This is a genomic window from Streptomyces sp. NPDC046977 (assembly GCF_040644455.1).
Taxonomy (GTDB): domain Bacteria; phylum Actinomycetota; class Actinomycetes; order Streptomycetales; family Streptomycetaceae; genus Actinacidiphila.
Genome location: NZ_JBEYWO010000001.1, coordinates 49875 through 65095, shown reverse-complemented (window position 1 = coordinate 65095; position 15221 = coordinate 49875). Strand labels below are relative to the sequence as shown.

Sequence of the window (15221 nt, the reverse complement as noted above, 5' to 3'; positions counted from 1 at the left end):
CACCAGGGGCCGCCCGAGGCGACGCCCTGACCCGCCGCCTCGCCCGGCCTCCGGTCAGGCGTCCGCGCGGGCGCCCCGCGTGGCGCCCGCCGACGCGGCCACCACGCACACCACCGCGATCCACTGCGTCCAGCGCAGTGACTCCTGGAGCACGACCAGCCCAATGAGGGCCGCCATCGCCGGTTCGAGGCTCATCAGGATGCCGAAGACGCGCGGGGGGATCCTGCGCAGTGCCTCCAGGTCCAGCGAGTACGGGATCACCGAGGACAGCAGTCCCACGCCGAGCCCCGCGAGCAGGACCCACGGCTGGACGAGCGCCGTGCCGCTGTCGGCGACGCCGAACGGCAGGGCGACCAGGGCCCCCACAGCCATGCCCAGGGCCAGGCCGCGGCCTTCCGTGGTGTGGCGGCCCAGGGCCGCGCCGACCAGGACGTACAGCCCCCAGCACGCTCCCGCGGCGAGGGCGAACAGCACGCCGAGGGGGTCGAGGTCGCCGCGTCCCTCCGTCAGCAGGAGGACGCCGCCTGCCGCGAGCAGCACCCACAGGGAGTCCAGCCATCGCCGCGACCCGGCCAGCGCCACCGTCAGCGGGCCGAGGAACTCGACGGTCACCGCGATCCCCAGCGGGATCCGGGCCAGCGACAGGTAGAAGCAGAGGTTCATCGTGCCGAGGGTCACACCGTAGCCGAGCACCGCCGCCCAGGTGTGGCGGCTCATGCGCGGCGAGGGCCGCCAGACCGCGAGCAGCACCGCCGCCGCGAAGCACAGGCGCAGGGTGACGGTCCCGAAGCTGCCCACCTCGTCGAAGAGGTTCTTGGCCAGTGCAGAGCCCAGTTGGACGCTGACGATGCCGAGCAGGACCAGTCCCGTGGGCGGGATCGCGCCGAAGGCCCGTCCGATCGGCGCGGTCGGGGAGGCTCGGGGGGAGGACGGGTCACGGCTGCTCGCGTCGGCGTTCATGGTGGCCACGCCATGGATTTTCGGCGATCGGGCGCCGCACGTCACGTCCTTTCCCGTCCCGGGCCCTCCCGGGAGGGCGACAGTATGCTGTATACGGCATCTTCAACGGCCCGAGCCTGGAGGGAACATGGCGGATCTGGATCCCGATGTGGTGCTGGGGATGGTGGCCCAGGCACCCGACGGCGTAGTGATCATCGACCGCGAAGGGCGCATCCGCTACTGGAACCACGGCGCGGAACGGATCTTCGGGTTCCCGGCTGCCGAGGTCATCGGTCACAGCCTGGACGTGATCATCCCCGAGCGCCACCAGCGGCGGCACTGGGACGGCTTCCAGAAGTCCATGGCCACCGGCACCACCCGGTACGGGGACGACGACCTGCTCGCCGTCCCCGCGGTGGGCGCCGGCGGCCGGAAGCTGTCGATCGAGTTCAGCGTGGTGCTGCTGAACGACGCGGACGGGCGGCCGGGTTGGGTCGGGGCAGTGATCCGGGACGTCACCGCGCGGCGCGCCAAGGAGAAGGAGCTGTACGGGCAACTCGCCGCCGCGAAGGCGGCACAGGCGACGTGAAAAACACGGGTGCCCCGCACGCGCGTCGCGTGCGGGGCACCGTTGCCGTACGGAGGCGGTCAGACGACGACGTTCGCCTCGTGCAGCGCGCGGATGGCGTCCGCGTCGTAGCCGAGGTCCGCCAGCACCTCGTCGGTGTGCTCGCCCAGCAGCGGGGCGCCGATGATCTCGGGCTTGAAGCCGGAGAACTTGATCGGGCTGCCCACGGTCAGGAAGGGGCCGCGCTCCTTCTGCTCGACCTCGACGATCGTGCCGCTCTTGCGCATGTCGGGGTCGGCGGCCAGCTCCTTCATGCTCAGCACGGGCGCGCAGGGCACCTCCCACGTGCGGAGGATGTCGACGGCCTCGTACTTGGTCTTGTCGGCCAGCCACTTCTCGATCTCGGCGAAGATCTCGAAGATGTGCGACTGGCGCGCCTTGGCGGTCGTGTACTCCGGGTCCTCGACCCACTCGGGCCGGCCGATGGCCTCGGCGGTCCGCTTCCAGTTCTGCTCCTGGATGGTGAAGTAGATGTAGGCGTTGGGGTCGGTCTCCCAGCCCTTGCACTTCAGGATCCAACCGGGCTGGCCGCCGCCGCCCGCGTTGCCGCCGCGCGGCACCGTGTCGCCGAACTCGCCGTTCGGGTACTGCGGGTACTCCTCCAGGTAGCCGACCTTCTCCAGCCGCTGCTGGTCGCGGAGCTTGACCCGGGTGAGGTTGAGGACGGCGTCCTGCATGGACACCGACACCTTCTGGCCCTGGCCGGTCGCGTTGCGCTGGATGATCGCGGTCAGCAGGCCGATCAGCAGGTGCATGCCGGTGTTGCTGTCGCCGAGGGCCGAGCCGCTGATGGTCGGCGGGCCGTCCCAGAAGCCCGTGGTGGAGGCGGCACCGCCGGCGGCCTGGGCGACGTTCTCGTAGACCTTGAGGTCGTTCCAGGACGAGTCGTCGTTGAAGCCCTTGACCGAGCCGAAGATCAGGCGGGGGTTGAGCTGGTGGATGTGGTCCCAGCCCAGGCCCATGCGGTCCATGGCGCCCGGCGCGAAGTTCTCGACCAGGATGTCGGCCTCGCGGATCAGCTTCTCCATGACCTCCTTGCCCTCGGCGGTCTTGGTGTTGATGGCCAGCGAGCGCTTGTTGCTGTTGAGCATCGTGAAGTAGAGCGCGTCGAGGTCGGGGATGTCGCGGAGCTGGTTGCGGGTCACGTCGCCGCCCTGGGGGCGCTCGACCTTGATGACGTCGGCGCCGAACCAGGCGAGCATCTGGGTGCATGCGGGACCGGCCTGGACCCCGGTGAAGTCGATCACCTTGATTCCGGCGAGCGGCTTGTCACTCATGGTGGCTTCCTTCTGGTGAATGTTCGCTGAGCGGGCGTGGGCTGTGCGGGAGCTGGGTGACGAGGGGGTTCGGGCGCTCACTTCTTCGCCGGCACGATGTTGCCGACGGTGATGCCCTTCGGGTTGAGGTGCGAGATGTGGCCGCTCTCGGTGCCCGCCGAGGGGTCGATCACGCAGTCGATGAGGGCCGGGCCGCCCGAGGCCAGGGCCTCGGTGAGGGCGGCGGTGACCTCGGCGGGGGTGGTCGCGCGGTAGCCCTTGCCGCCGAACGCCTCGATCATCAGCTCGTGGCGGGCGGCGGACATCAGGGTCGTCGGGGACGGTGCGTCGTCGAGGGGGTTGACGTCGTCGCCCCGGTAGACACCGCCGTTGTTCATGATCACGGTGACCACGGGCAGCTTGTAGCGGCAGATGGTCTCCAGCTCCATGCCGCTGAACCCGAAGGCGCTGTCGCCCTCCACGGCCACAACCGGCGCGCCGCTCTCGACGGCGGCGGCGATGGCGTAGCCCATGCCGATGCCCATGACGCCCCAGGTGCCGCTGTCCAGGCGGTGCCGCGGCACGTGCATGTCGATGACGTTGCGCGCGATGTCCAGGGCGTTGGCGCCCTCGTTGACGATGTACGTCTCGGGGCGCTCGCGCACCACGTCGCGCACCGCCTTCAGCGCGCCCATGAACTGCATGGGGTGCGGGTCGGCCTTCAGGCGCTCGGCCATCTTGGCGACGTTCTGCGCCGAGCGCGCCGCCAGCTCCTCGCGCCAGGCGGCGGGGGCGGCGATCTGGCCGGGCTTGGTCCGCTCGGCGAGCGCGTCGAGGACGGACTCGATGTCACCGACGAGCGGGGCGGCGATGGGCTGGTTGCTGTCCATCTCCCGGGGCTCGATGTCCACCTGGATGAACTTGGCGTCCGGGTTCCACTGCGGCGCCTCGCCGTGGTTGAGCAGCCAGTTGAGGCGGGCGCCCACCAGCATCACGACGTCGGCCTTCTTCAGCGCCAGCGAACGGGCGGTGGCGGCCGACTGCGGGTGGTCGTCGGGCAGCAGGCCCTTGGCCATCGACATCGGCACGTAGGGGATGCCGGTGGACTCGATGAACTCCCTTACCTGGTCGTCCGCCTGCGCGTACGCGGCGCCCTTGCCGAGCACCACCAGCGGCCGCTGCGCGGCCGCCAGCAACTCGATGGCGCGGTCCACCGCCTCGGGCGCGGGGATCTGGCGCGGCGCGGGGTCGACGAGGCGGCTGACCGTCCGCGCGCCCTCGTCGGCGTTCATGATGGAGCCGAGCACCGCGGCGGGTATGTCGAGATAGACACCGCCGGGGCGCCCGGAGATCGCGGTGCGCAGCGCGCGGGCGATGCCGCGGCCGATGTCCTCGACGCGGCTCACGCGGTAGGCGGCCTTGCAGAACTGCTGGGCGGCGGCGAGCTGGTCCATCTCCTCGTAGTCGCCCTGCTTGAGGTCGACGAGGTGGCGCTCGCTGGAGCCGGAGATCTGCACCATGGGGAAGCAGTTGGTGGTGGCGTTCGCGAGGGCGACCAGCCCGTTGAGGAAGCCCGGCGCGGACACCGTCAGGCACACGCCCGGCTTCTTCGTGAGGTAGCCGGCCGCCGCCGCCGCGTGTCCCGCGTTGCTCTCGTGGCGGAAGCCGATGTAGCGGATGCCCTGCGCCTGGGCGAGGCGGGCCAGGTCGGTGATCGGGATGCCGACCACCCCGTAGATGGTGTCGACGTCGTTGAGCTTGAGCGCGTCGACGACCAGGTGGTACCCGTCGGTGAGCTCGGCCGGAACGTCGGCGGTCGCCACGGTCTCCAGTGGTGAGGGGGCGGTCATGGTCCGAGGTCCTCCTTGGGCAGGTCATGCCGGTGCGGCTACTCGTCTCACCATCCGCAGCCCGCCCGCCCGCGTCCAAGACCTATCGGCGACCAGCCCATAAGCGGCGTCTATCAACGCATGCCGAGGGGGTCCGGAACACCCTTGATAGACGCCCGCTATCGACCGTTCACCAGCGCGTATTGGACGTGCGCCGGGCGCCCCGCCCAGTCTCGCTGAGGAGACGGCGCACCCGACCGGGCTCGCAGACGTGGCTCGACAGACCTGGCTCAACGACCCGGCGCCAAGGAGGTGCGGTCATGACCGTTCCGGCCGCAGCACCCGTGCGCGACGCGCAGCGCTACCGGCCGCCGGCGGTCACCGGCCTCGGCGGTCTGCTGGACCGTCAGCTCCGCGAACGCCCGCGCGCCCGCGCTCTCGTCGTCACCGGGGACCGGGTGGAGCTGTCGTACGGCGCGCTGGCCGGCCTCGCCGACGACGTGGCCGGGCGCCTCGGCGGCAGGGGTCTGCGCCGCGGGGACGTGGTCGGCCTGGTGTGCGCCAACACCGTCGAGTTCGTTGTGGCGCTGCTGGCCGGGGCCCGCGCGGGGCTGGTGGTCGCGCCCGTGGACCCCGCGCTGCCGGAGGCCGAGGTGTCCGCCCGGCTGGAGGCGCTCGGGGTGCGGGCGCTGCTGGTCGGTCCGCCGGCGGGCGGAGCCGCTCCGGTCGGGGGGGTGCGCGTGCCGGCGTGGACCCTGCGCGTGGCGGTCTCCCGCGCCGGGGCGGCGTCGGCCGCGCTCGACGCCGGCGCGCCCGCGCCCCCGGACGGGCGGGGCGCGGCCCGCGAACTGGCCGCGGACGACGCCCTGGTGCTGTTCACGCCGGGCACCACCGGCCGCGCCAAGATGGTTCCGCTGACGCACGCCAACGTCGCCGCGTCCGTGCGGAACATCTGCGCCACCTACGAACTGGGGCCCGGCGACGCGACCGTGGCGGTGATGCCGTTCTTCCACGGCCACGGGCTGCTCGCGGCGCTCCTGTCCTCCCTGGCGAGCGGCGGCAGTGTGCTGCTGCCGGCGCGCGGCCGGTTCTCCGCGCACACGTTCTGGGACGACATGCGGGCGGCGGGCGCCACGTGGTTCACCGCTGTCCCCACCATCCACGAGATCCTCCTGGACCGGTCGGCGGTCGACCACGCCGGCCCGCAGCCGGCGTCGTACCGGCCGCCGCTGAAGTTCGTGCGCAGTTGCAGCGCGCCCCTCAACGCGGCCACCCAGCGGGCGCTGGAGCGCGCGCTGGGTGCGCCGCTGCTGTCGGCGTACGGGATGACGGAGTCCACGCACCAGGCGGCCAGCGAACCGCTGCCGCACCACGGCCAGTTGAAGCACGGCTCGGTCGGCCGCGCGACCGGGGTGGAGCTGAGGGTCGTCGGCCCCGGCGGGCGCCCCTGCCCGGCCGGCGCCGAGGGCGAGGTGTGGGTGCGCGGCGCCACCGTCGCCCGGGGCTACCTCGCCGACCCCGACGGGACGGAGCGCGGCTTCGGCGACGGATGGCTGCGCACGGGCGACCTCGGCACGCTCGACGAGGACGGCTACCTCTTCCTCACCGGACGCATCAAGAACCTGATCAACCGCGGCGGCGAGAAGATCTCGCCCGAACGCGTCGAGGACGTCCTGGCGGGCTGTCCCGGGGTCGCCGAGGCCGCCGTGTTCGCCGTGCCCGACGCGACGTACGGTCAGCGGGTCGGCGCGGCCGTGGTCCTGTCGCGGGGCGAGAGCGTCGACCCCGAGGAGATCCTGCGGTACTGCCGCACCCGGCTGGCCGCCTTCGAGGTGCCCGACCGGCTCGCCGTCGTCGCCTCGCTCCCGCACACCGCCAAGGGCGGGCTCGACCGTCCGGCGGTGCACGCCCTGTACGCGGACCGGCCCCGCGGGCCCGGACTCACCTGACGCGGTGCTCGGCCGGCAGCGGCTCGTCGAAGAACTCGTCCAGCGACAGGCCCGCCGCCGCGGTCATGAACGCCCGGGCCGCGACCGAACCGGGGGTCGCGGCGTGGATGGCGACCGACACCCGCGCCCTGGCGTCCGGCTCGACCAGGCGGACGGCGCGCATCCTGCCGAGCGGCGGCATCGCCCGCAGCCATGTGTGCGGAACGATGCTCGCGCACGCGCCGGCCCCCACGCTGGCGTACAGGGCCGCGACGGAGTCGGTCTCCACCTGGGGGGTCACCGCGACCCCGCTCTCGGCGAAGGCGCTGTCGATGACCTGACGGATCCTCATGTCCTGGGTGAGCAGGGCGAGCGGCATTTGCGCCGCGTCGGCCCAGCGCATCGTGTCGGACGGGGACAGCAGCTGGTCGCTGGGCGCGAGCAGCATGTACCGCTCCTCGTACAGCGACATCACCTGGAGGTTCTCGCGGTCGTCGGGGGCGAAGTGGGCGATCGCGGCGTCGAGTTCGAAGGCGAGCAGCTGGCGGTGCAGCTCGGTGGTCGACAGCCGGGAGCGGACCTGCACCTTGGCCAGCGGGTGCGCCGCGCAGAACGCGGCGACGGGGAGCACGAGCGTCGTGGACGCCGTGGGCTCCGTGCCCAGCCGCAGGGTGCCGGTGATGCCCGACTGGACGGCGGCCACCTCGGCCTTGAAGGCCTCCTGTTCGGCCAGGATGCGCTTGGCCCACACGACGAGGCGTTCGCCTTCCGGGGTGAGGCCCTGGTAGTTGTGGCCGCGGTTGATCAGCGTGACGTTGAGCTCCCGTTCGAGTTTGGCGATCGCCGCCGACAGCGCGGGCTGGGACACGTAGCAGGACTCCGCCGCCCGCGCGAAGTGGCGCTCCCTGGCGACCGCCACGAAGTACTCCAGCTGACGGAACAGCATGAACGACTCCTCTCTGCCTGGGGCCGTGGCCGCGCCGGCGCTTCCTGCTGGAGTCGCAAGGCCGTCAGTGGTGCCTGGTCGACGCCCCGGACGTGGGACACGTCCCCGGGCCGGCCGGGGACGGACACGCGGGATGCGAGGGGCGTTCGGCGCGGCCAGCTTACCGAGCCCGCCGTCGCCGCCCGCACGGCCGGTGCGGGCGAGGCCCGGGCCCCGGCGCGGTCGCACCGGGGCCGCGGGCCGCCGCGCGGCGCACGGAGGTTACGCGGGCGCCGCCTTCTGGGCGGTGTCGTCGATCTCCCAGCCCGCCGCGGCCCGCTGGGCCAGCAGGTCGGTGGCGGCGTGGACGGTGCGCAGGGTGGGTGCCTCGGCGCCGGAGATGTCGGCCATCTCCACCACCGCCGTGACGATGGCGTCGAGTTCCAGTTGCTTGCCGGCCTCCAGGTCCTGGAGCATGGACGTCTTGTGGTGCCCGACGCCCTCCGCGCCGCGCAGCCGCTTCTCGATGGAGATGTCCGGGGTGCTGCCGACCCTGGCGGCGATGTCGAGGGTCTCCTCCATGAGCTGCGTGACCAGCCGCCTGGTGTGCGGGTGTTGGCAGATCTCGACCATCGTCGCCCGGGTCAGGGCGCTGATCGGGTTGAACGCGACGTTGCCCATCAGCTTGATCCAGATGTCGTCGCGCAGGTTCGGCTCCACCGGGCTCTTCAGGCCACCGGCGATCATGGCCTCGCTCAGGGCCGTGCACCGGTCGGAGATCCCGCCCGCCGGCTCGCCGATGGAGAAGCGGGTGCCCTCCAGGTGCCGGATGACTCCGGGGGCCTCGATGACCGTCGCGGGGTAGACGACGCAGCCGATCGCCCGCTCCGGCGGCAGCACCTGGCTGGTGGCGCCGTCCGGGTCGACGGCCTCGATGCGGCGCCCTTCGTAGGGACCGGGAAGCTTGTGGAAGTACCACCACGGGATGCCGTTCTGGGCGGCCACGACCGCGGTGCTGTCGTCGAACAGGGGGGCGACCAGTGATCCGGCGGTCGGGTAGGCGTGTGCCTTCAGCCCCAGGAAGACGTAGTCCACGGGACCGATCTCGGACGGGTCGTCGGTGGCGTTGGGGCGCGCCACGAAGTCGCCTCGCGGACTGAGTACCCGGACTCCGTCCGCGCGTATGGCCCGCAGATGCTCACCCCGGGCGATCAGGTGGACGTCGGCGCCACCACGGTGCAGTGCCGCGCCCCAGTAGGCGCCGATCGCACCGGCTCCGAGGACTGCAATTCTCACGGCGGCTCCTCTCGATTCGAGCGGGAATGAATACTGTATGCAGTGCTCTCTCGCGATGTACAGTCCCCCTACGGAAAGGCGCACGCCCGAACGCCGGTCGACGCGGGGCGACGCGGGGCCCGACCGCGGTCCGGCGCCCCGTCGGGCCGGCTCCGACGCCCCACAAGGCGGCACAACTCACACCCCCGGCTGGTTGGCCGGGCACCCAGCGGGGGAAACCTTCGCCGCACACGCTGTGCCGCGCGCCACCGCGCACCGAGGCCGGCACGCGGTCGCAACAGAACGCACCGCTGGGCACGTCCGCCGGCGGCCCGTGGCGAAGGCCCACGTCAGGGCGGGTCGCCCGGCACAGGAACAGGAACGGGCACAGCACGGCGGACGGCTCAACTGACAACGGCACCGGTCAAGTCAGTCGGAAGGGACGGAACAGGAGAGCGATGTCGGATTCACCACCACAGCAGATCGGTGTCGTCACCGAGTCCACCGCCGGGGAGACCCGCGTGGCGGCCACACCGGACAGTGTCCGCAAACTCCTGGCCATCGGCTACGAGGTCGTCGTGGAGTCGGAGGCCGGAACGGCCTCGGGCTTCTCCGACGACGCCTACACCGAGGCCGGCGCACGGATCGGCGACGCCTGGCGGGCGGACGTCGTCCTGAAGGTCAACCCGCCCTCGCAGGAGGAGACGGCCAAGCTGCGCGACGGGGCCACCCTCGTCGGGCTGATCGGACCGGGCGTCAACCCCGGCCTGCTGGACGAGCTCGCGCGGCGGCCGATCACCGTCCTGTCGATGGACGCGGTGCCGCGCATCTCGCGGGCCCAGTCGATGGACGTCCTCAGCTCGATGGCCAACATCGCCGGGTACCGGGCGGTGATCGAGGCCGCCCATGTCTTCGGGCGCTTCTTCACCGGCCAGGTCACCGCGGCGGGCAAGGTGCCGCCCGCGAAGGTCCTGGTGGCCGGCGCGGGGGTGGCGGGGCTCGCGGCGATCGGCGCGGCCGGCAGCCTGGGCGCCGTGGTGCGGGCCACCGACCCGCGGCCCGAGGTCGCCGACCAAGTACGTTCGCTGGGTGGCGAGTTCCTCGCCGTGGAGGTCGAGCAGCAGGCGAGCGGCGACGGGTACGCCAAAGCCACGTCCGAGGCGTACGACCGGCGCGCGGCCGAGATCTACCACGAGCAGGCCGCCGACGTGGACATCATCATCACCACCGCGCTGATCCCCGGCCGCCCGGCGCCCCGGCTGATCACGGCCGCGGACGTGGCGGCCATGAAGCCCGGCAGCGTCATCGTGGACATGGCCGCGGCGCAGGGCGGCAACGTCGAGGGCACGGTCAGCGGCAAGGCGATCGTCACCGGCAACGACGTGACGATCATCGGCTACACCGACCTCGCGGGCCGGCTGCCCGCCCAGGCCTCGCAGTTGTACGGGACCAACCTGGTCAACCTGCTCCGGCTCATGACGCCCGGCAAGGACGGGCGGCTGACGGTGGACTTCGACGACGTCGTGCAGCGGTCGGTGACAGTGGTGCGGGACGGCGAGAAGACCTGGCCGCCGCCGCCCGTGCAGGTGTCGGCCGCCGCGCCCGCCCAGCAGGCCCCGGCTCCGGTGACGGCGGCCCCGCAGGCCAAGGAGCCCCGTCTGACCCCGGCCGTCCGCTACGGGCTCGTCGGGCTCGGCATGCTCGCGATGTTCTTCCTCGTCGCGTTCTCCCCCGCCCAGCTCATCGGCAACTTCACGGTGTTCGCGCTCGCCGTGGTCATCGGCTACTACGTGATCGGCAAGGTCCATCACGCCCTGCACACCCCGCTGATGTCGGTCACCAACGCGATCTCCGGGATCGTGGTGGTCGGCGCGCTGCTGCAGATCGGCCACGACGGGGTGCTCGTCGCGGTGCTGTCGCTCGTGGCGATCACGCTGACCACCGTGAACATCTTCGGAGGATTCGCCGTCACCCGCCGCATGCTCGGCATGTTCTCGAAAGGCTGAGGTCCGATGACCGCAACAACGGCCGCACAGGCCGCCGACATCGTCGCCGCACTGCTGTTCATCTTCAGCCTGGCCGGGCTCTCCCAGCACCGCACCTCCCGCGCCGGGGTGGCCTACGGCATCGGCGGGATGGCGCTGGCGCTCGTCGCCACCGTCGTCGTCGCCGCGCGGGACATATCGGCCGGCGCCGTCCTGCTCATCGTGGCCGCCACGGCCGTCGGCGGCGCCGTGGGCCTGTGGCGGGCCCGCAAGGTCGAGATGACGCAGATGCCGGAGCTCATCGCCGTCCTGCACAGCCTTGTCGGCCTGGCCGCGGTGCTGGTCGGCTGGAACAGCTACCTGGAGGTCGAGGCGCACGGAGCGGAGCAGACCCGGATCGCCGCCGACCTGCTGCGGATCCACCACGCCGAGGTGTTCATCGGCATCTTCATCGGCGCGGTGACCTTCACCGGCTCGATCATCGCGTTCCTGAAGCTGTCGGCCCGGATCAAGTCCCGTCCGCTGACGCTGCCGGGGAAGAACGCACTCAACCTCGGCGCGCTGGCCGTCTTCGTGGGGCTCACGGTCTGGTTCGCGGTCAGCCCGAGCCTGGGGCTGATGATCGCCGTCACGGTCCTGGCGCTCGCGCTGGGCTGGCACCTGGTCGCGTCCATCGGCGGCGGCGACATGCCCGTCGTGGTCTCGATGCTGAACAGCTACTCGGGCTGGGCGGCAGCAGCGGCCGGCTTCCTGCTCAACAACAACCTGCTGATCGTCACCGGCGCGCTGGTGGGCTCCTCCGGTGCCTACCTGTCGTACGTGATGTGCAAGGCGATGAACCGGTCCTTCCTCTCGGTGATCGCCGGCGGATTCGGCATCGAGGCGGCGCCGAGCGGTGAGGCCGAGCAGGGCGAGCACCGCGAGACCAGCGCCGAGGAGACCGCCGAGCTGCTGGAGAACGCCACCTCGGTGGTCATCACCCCGGGCTACGGGATGGCGGTGGCCCAGGCCCAGCACCCGGTGGCCGAGCTGACCCAGGCGCTGCGCGACCGCGGGGTGCGGGTGCGGTTCGGCGTGCACCCGGTGGCCGGGCGGCTGCCCGGGCACATGAACGTGCTGCTGGCCGAGGCGAAGGTGCCCTACGACGTCGTGCTGGAGATGGACGAGATCAACGACGACTTCACCGACACCTCGGTGGTGCTGGTCATCGGCGCCAACGACACGGTGAACCCGGCGGCGCAGGAGGACCCGTCCAGCCCCATCGCCGGCATGCCGGTGCTGCGGGTCTGGGAGGCCGGGCAGGTCGTCGTCTTCAAGCGGTCCATGTCCTCGGGGTACGCGGGCGTGCAGAACCCGCTGTTCTTCCGCGAGAACAGCCGCATGCTCTTCGGTGACGCGAAGCAGAGCGTGGAGAGCATCCTGCGCGCGCTGAGCGCACCGGAGGCCGGGTCCGCGGCGGCGCGGCCGGGCGGCCGTACGGCCGAGCAGCCCACGCACGCCTGACGGGCGCTCCCGCGACGGTGCGGGCGGGGCGGGAGGCCGTGGCCTTCCCGCCCCGCCCGCACCGCTGCGTCCTGCCTTGCGCTGCCTTGCGCTGCGTCAACCGCCGTTCGATGACGAAGGCTTGGACAAGACTGTACGTAGATTGCATACTAAAACCTGTATCCTGGCTCCGTCACGAACCGCAGTCCGATGAGGGGGCCCATGCGCGACACACGCACCGCCGCAGCCGCCACCGTCCGGATCAACCGGCCGGCGCCGCTGCGCCAGGCCGTCTACGACGCGCTGATCGATCTCATCATCAACGGCACCCTGACACCCGGGCAGCACCTGGTCGAGGCCGAACTCGCCGAACACCTCGGCGTCAGCCGCCAGCCCGTACGCGAAGCCCTCCAACGCCTCCAGACCGACGGCTGGGTCGACCTCCGCCCCGCACAAGGCGCCTTCGTCCACTCCCCCACCGAGGAAGAGGCCGCCCAACTCCTCAGCGTGCGGGCCGTCCTGGAGACGCACTCCGCCCACGGGGCCGCGCTGCACGCGACCGAGGAGGACGTGGCCAGGCTGTGGGAGCTCCAGGAGGCCGGGATCGCGGCCCTGGCGGCGGACGACGCGCGGGGCATCGTCGAGGCCAACGCCGCCCTGCACGGCTTCATCACCGAGCTGTCCCGCAACAAGGTCCTGGCGGAGCTGATCCCCCAGGTCGACCGGCGCGTGCGCTGGTACTACATGCCCATCGCCAAGCCCCGCGGCAAGGAGGCCTGGAACGAGCACGCCTCGCTCATCGACGCCATCGCCGAGGGCGACGCGGAACGGGCCGAGGAACTGATGCGCCGTCACACCCAGCGCACGACCGACTTCTACGGCCGGCAGATCGCCGCCGCCGGTGCCCGCAAGGGGTGACGCACAGCCGCCCCGTCCCCCCTTCGGCGTCAGGGGAGATGGGGCGGGGCCGGACGAAGCAGGGAGCGCACCCCACCGGCCGGCCCCGCTCCCGTGACGCGGACGACCCGGCGCGGAACTGCCGCTGGACCGGGCCGGGCTCCGTTCGCCCGCGCACGTCATGCGGGAGGGGGCGCCGGGGCGGGCGCCCCCTCCGGTACCGGAACGGTCAGCCGCTGCTCGCCTCGGCGGGCGACGGCTGGGCCGCCTGGCCGCCCGCGGTCTCCTGCACGGCGGGCGCGCCCTGTGCGTGCGAGGGCTTCGGCTGGCGCAGGAACAAGGTGATCGCCGCGGACAGGAAGGCGATGCCTCCGGCCAGGCTGTAACCGCCCGTGTAGCCCCAGGCGCTGATCACCGAGGCGGCCAGGCCGCCGCCGAACACACCGCCGAACAGCTTGGCGCTGTAGACCAGACCGTAGTTCTGCGCGTTGTTGTTCTCACCGAAGTAGTCCGGTACGAGCGCGGCGAACAGCGGGTAGAAGGCGCCGCCGCCGAAGCCGTTCACGAACGCGAAGAACAGGAAGAGGGGTTCGTTGTGGGCCTGGCCCGACCACAGGACGCCGAACTGCGCCACGCCCGCGACGACCAGCACCAGTGTCAGCGTCCGCTTGCGGCCCAGGGTGTCGGACAGCCAGCCCACCGCCGCCCGGCCGACGCCGTTGACCACGGCCAGCACACCGGCCGACGAGGCGGCCACCAGCGGCCCGAAGCCGAGGCTCTTGGCGAACGGCACCTGGAAGTTGATGCCGAACAGCGACACACCGCCGATGCACACCAGGGCGAACCACATCAGCGGCAGCTGCCCGGTCCTGATCGCCTGCATCGGGGTGAACTGGGCCTTCGCCGGCGGGTTCTTGGCCAGCCGCTTCGCGACGCGCGCGGAGTCCTCGGTCGTGCCCCGGTTCAGCGGGTCCACGTCCTGCGGCCACCAGCTCTTCGGCGGGTCCTTGAAGAACATGCCGCACACGCCCACGACGATCACCATGAACACGGCGATCAGGTCGAGCACCAGCTTGAAGTTGCCGGGGTGGAACCAGTAGCTGAAGACGAAGATGAACGGCAGGGTCCCGTAGGCGAAGCCGCCGTTGACGAACCCGGTGCGGGCGCCCTTGTTGTCCGGGTACCACTTGCCGACCATGTTGATGCAGGTCGCGTAGACCAGACCGGCACCGGTGCCGCCGAGCACGGAGTAGCCGAGGATCACGACGAAGGGGTTGCCGAAGTGGGCGACCGCCGACAGTCCGAGCCCGGAGAGCAGCGCGCCGGCGAGCATGGCCGTCCTGGCCGGCAGGACCCCGGTCTCCCTCAGCCGCCCGGCGGGGAACGCCACACCGGCCTGGAAGACCGCCCAGATGCTGGCGATCCAGAACGCCTCGGTGAGCGTCCACCCGTGGGCGGTCTCCAGCGTCGACTCCGCGGAGCTGTAGCCGTACTCGAAGACGCTGACACCCATCATCGCGAACCACGGCAGCCACACCATCCAGGCCCGGGGCCTGCCCAGGATGGACCGGTCGGTCTCGCCGATCCGGTACACGCGGCCGTTCACGTCGGTGACTTCCCGATAGGGAGCAGGAGCCACCTCAGGTATTGCTGACATGTGTGCCTTCCCTTGCGTGAAAAGAACCTGGCGTGCGCTCCCTGGGCCTATCTCTTCTCATGCGGCGGGGTGGTACGGATTCCCATCCCTGCGGCACGCCCGGCACGCGGCCGTGCCGGTGGTACGCCGTCCGTCCGCCGGGGTCCGGGGCGGCATCCCGGGCCTTGCGGCGCATGGTCGGTGGCACATCCATGGACCCCCGCGGCACACGGCAAAGCCGCGCCCGGGGCCCAGTTGTGGCTGGTCAGCCGGTCGTTGTGCGATGCATTACATACTGGAGATTGCATACGGTATGGATCCGCGGAAGCGTGTGTCCAGAGGATGTCGGGAAGATTGACTACCGCATTACCATCGGCGCCCGCCCCCGGACGGCCAACGGCCCGCTTACGCCCGGGGATTCACGCGGCGGACCTGCGGAAT

At 71.7% G+C, this 15221-nt stretch carries 11 protein-coding genes; 5 read left to right on the top strand and 6 right to left on the bottom strand.

The genetic code is table 11. The features are described 5' to 3' along the window. Positions 1–54 precede the first annotated feature (54 nt). Positions 55–960, bottom strand: coding sequence for an EamA family transporter (locus ABZ883_RS00270; protein ID WP_360900172.1), 906 nt, complete (start codon positions 958–960; stop codon positions 55–57). A gap of 127 nt (positions 961–1087) precedes the next feature. Between ABZ883_RS00270 and ABZ883_RS00265 the strand changes: the two genes are divergently transcribed. After that, the gene (locus ABZ883_RS00265) at positions 1088–1528 is read left to right on the top strand and encodes a PAS domain-containing protein (protein ID WP_360898944.1); all 441 of its coding nucleotides are present in this window, start codon (positions 1088–1090) and stop codon (positions 1526–1528) included. Positions 1529–1587: 59 nt separating this feature from the next. Here ABZ883_RS00265 and frc read toward each other — a convergent pair whose 3' ends face one another. Together frc and oxc are read right to left on the bottom strand one after the other, a co-directional pair. After that, entirely contained in the window at positions 1588–2844 is a 1257-nt protein-coding gene (gene frc, locus ABZ883_RS00260; protein WP_360898941.1) for a formyl-CoA transferase, read from the bottom strand. Between the two features lie 77 nt (positions 2845–2921). Further along, a complete protein-coding gene (oxc, locus tag ABZ883_RS00255) occupies positions 2922–4673 on the bottom strand; it encodes an oxalyl-CoA decarboxylase (RefSeq protein WP_360898938.1) in 1752 nt (583 codons plus the stop codon). 299 nt (positions 4674–4972) lie between these two features. On the opposite strand from oxc, the gene ABZ883_RS00250 reads away from it, so the two are divergent. Further along, positions 4973–6601: a FadD7 family fatty acid--CoA ligase gene (locus ABZ883_RS00250; RefSeq protein WP_360898935.1), complete on the top strand. Its 1629-nt coding sequence runs from the start codon at positions 4973–4975 to the stop codon at positions 6599–6601. Here ABZ883_RS00250 and ABZ883_RS00245 read toward each other — a convergent pair. After that, positions 6594–7526, bottom strand: a complete 933-nt coding sequence (locus ABZ883_RS00245) for a LysR family transcriptional regulator (protein WP_360898932.1) — start codon at positions 7524–7526, stop codon at positions 6594–6596. The two genes, ABZ883_RS00250 and ABZ883_RS00245, sit on opposite strands and share 8 nt — an antisense overlap. Before the next feature lie 261 nt (positions 7527–7787). Next, entirely contained in the window at positions 7788–8801 is a 1014-nt protein-coding gene (locus tag ABZ883_RS00240; RefSeq protein WP_360898929.1) for a 2-dehydropantoate 2-reductase, read from the bottom strand. A 437-nt stretch (positions 8802–9238) separates the two neighbouring features. Here ABZ883_RS00240 and ABZ883_RS00235 point away from each other — a divergent pair, with 437 nt between their 5' ends. The 3 genes from ABZ883_RS00235 (at position 9239) to ABZ883_RS00225 (ending at position 13165) form a co-directional block, all read left to right on the top strand. Further along, on the top strand, positions 9239–10786 hold the full coding sequence (locus tag ABZ883_RS00235) for a Re/Si-specific NAD(P)(+) transhydrogenase subunit alpha (RefSeq protein WP_360898926.1): 1548 nt from the start codon (positions 9239–9241) through the stop codon (positions 10784–10786). Between the two features lie 6 nt (positions 10787–10792). Then, positions 10793–12268, top strand: a complete 1476-nt coding sequence (gene pntB / locus ABZ883_RS00230) for a Re/Si-specific NAD(P)(+) transhydrogenase subunit beta (RefSeq protein ID WP_360898923.1) — start codon at positions 10793–10795, stop codon at positions 12266–12268. 201 nt (positions 12269–12469) lie between these two features. Next, entirely contained in the window at positions 12470–13165 is a 696-nt protein-coding gene (locus tag ABZ883_RS00225) for a GntR family transcriptional regulator (RefSeq protein ID WP_360898920.1), read from the top strand. A 208-nt stretch (positions 13166–13373) separates the two neighbouring features. Here ABZ883_RS00225 and ABZ883_RS00220 read toward each other — a convergent pair whose 3' ends face one another. Next, on the bottom strand, positions 13374–14801 hold the full coding sequence (locus ABZ883_RS00220) for an OFA family MFS transporter (RefSeq protein WP_360898917.1): 1428 nt from the start codon (positions 14799–14801) through the stop codon (positions 13374–13376). Positions 14802–15221: the final 420 nt, after the last annotated feature.

Excerpts from the sequence above, each read along its gene's own strand:
- ABZ883_RS00265 (WP_360898944.1), top strand. The coding sequence starts at position 1,088 with ATGGCGGATCTGGATCCCGATGTGGTGCTGGGGATGGTGGCCCAGGCA.
- ABZ883_RS00235 (WP_360898926.1), top strand. The coding sequence starts at position 9,239 with ATGTCGGATTCACCACCACAGCAGATCGGTGTCGTCACCGAGTCCACC.
- ABZ883_RS00225 (WP_360898920.1), top strand. The coding sequence starts at position 12,470 with ATGCGCGACACACGCACCGCCGCAGCCGCCACCGTCCGGATCAACCGG.
- ABZ883_RS00270 (WP_360900172.1), bottom strand. The coding sequence starts at position 960 with ATGAACGCCGACGCGAGCAGCCGTGACCCGTCCTCCCCCCGAGCCTCC.
- ABZ883_RS00220 (WP_360898917.1), bottom strand. The coding sequence starts at position 14,801 with ATGTCAGCAATACCTGAGGTGGCTCCTGCTCCCTATCGGGAAGTCACC.
- pntB (WP_360898923.1), top strand. The coding sequence starts at position 10,793 with ATGACCGCAACAACGGCCGCACAGGCCGCCGACATCGTCGCCGCACTG.
- ABZ883_RS00245 (WP_360898932.1), bottom strand. The coding sequence starts at position 7,526 with ATGCTGTTCCGTCAGCTGGAGTACTTCGTGGCGGTCGCCAGGGAGCGC.
- ABZ883_RS00250 (WP_360898935.1), top strand. The coding sequence starts at position 4,973 with ATGACCGTTCCGGCCGCAGCACCCGTGCGCGACGCGCAGCGCTACCGG.
- frc (WP_360898941.1), bottom strand. The coding sequence starts at position 2,844 with ATGAGTGACAAGCCGCTCGCCGGAATCAAGGTGATCGACTTCACCGGG.
- oxc (WP_360898938.1), bottom strand. The coding sequence starts at position 4,673 with ATGACCGCCCCCTCACCACTGGAGACCGTGGCGACCGCCGACGTTCCG.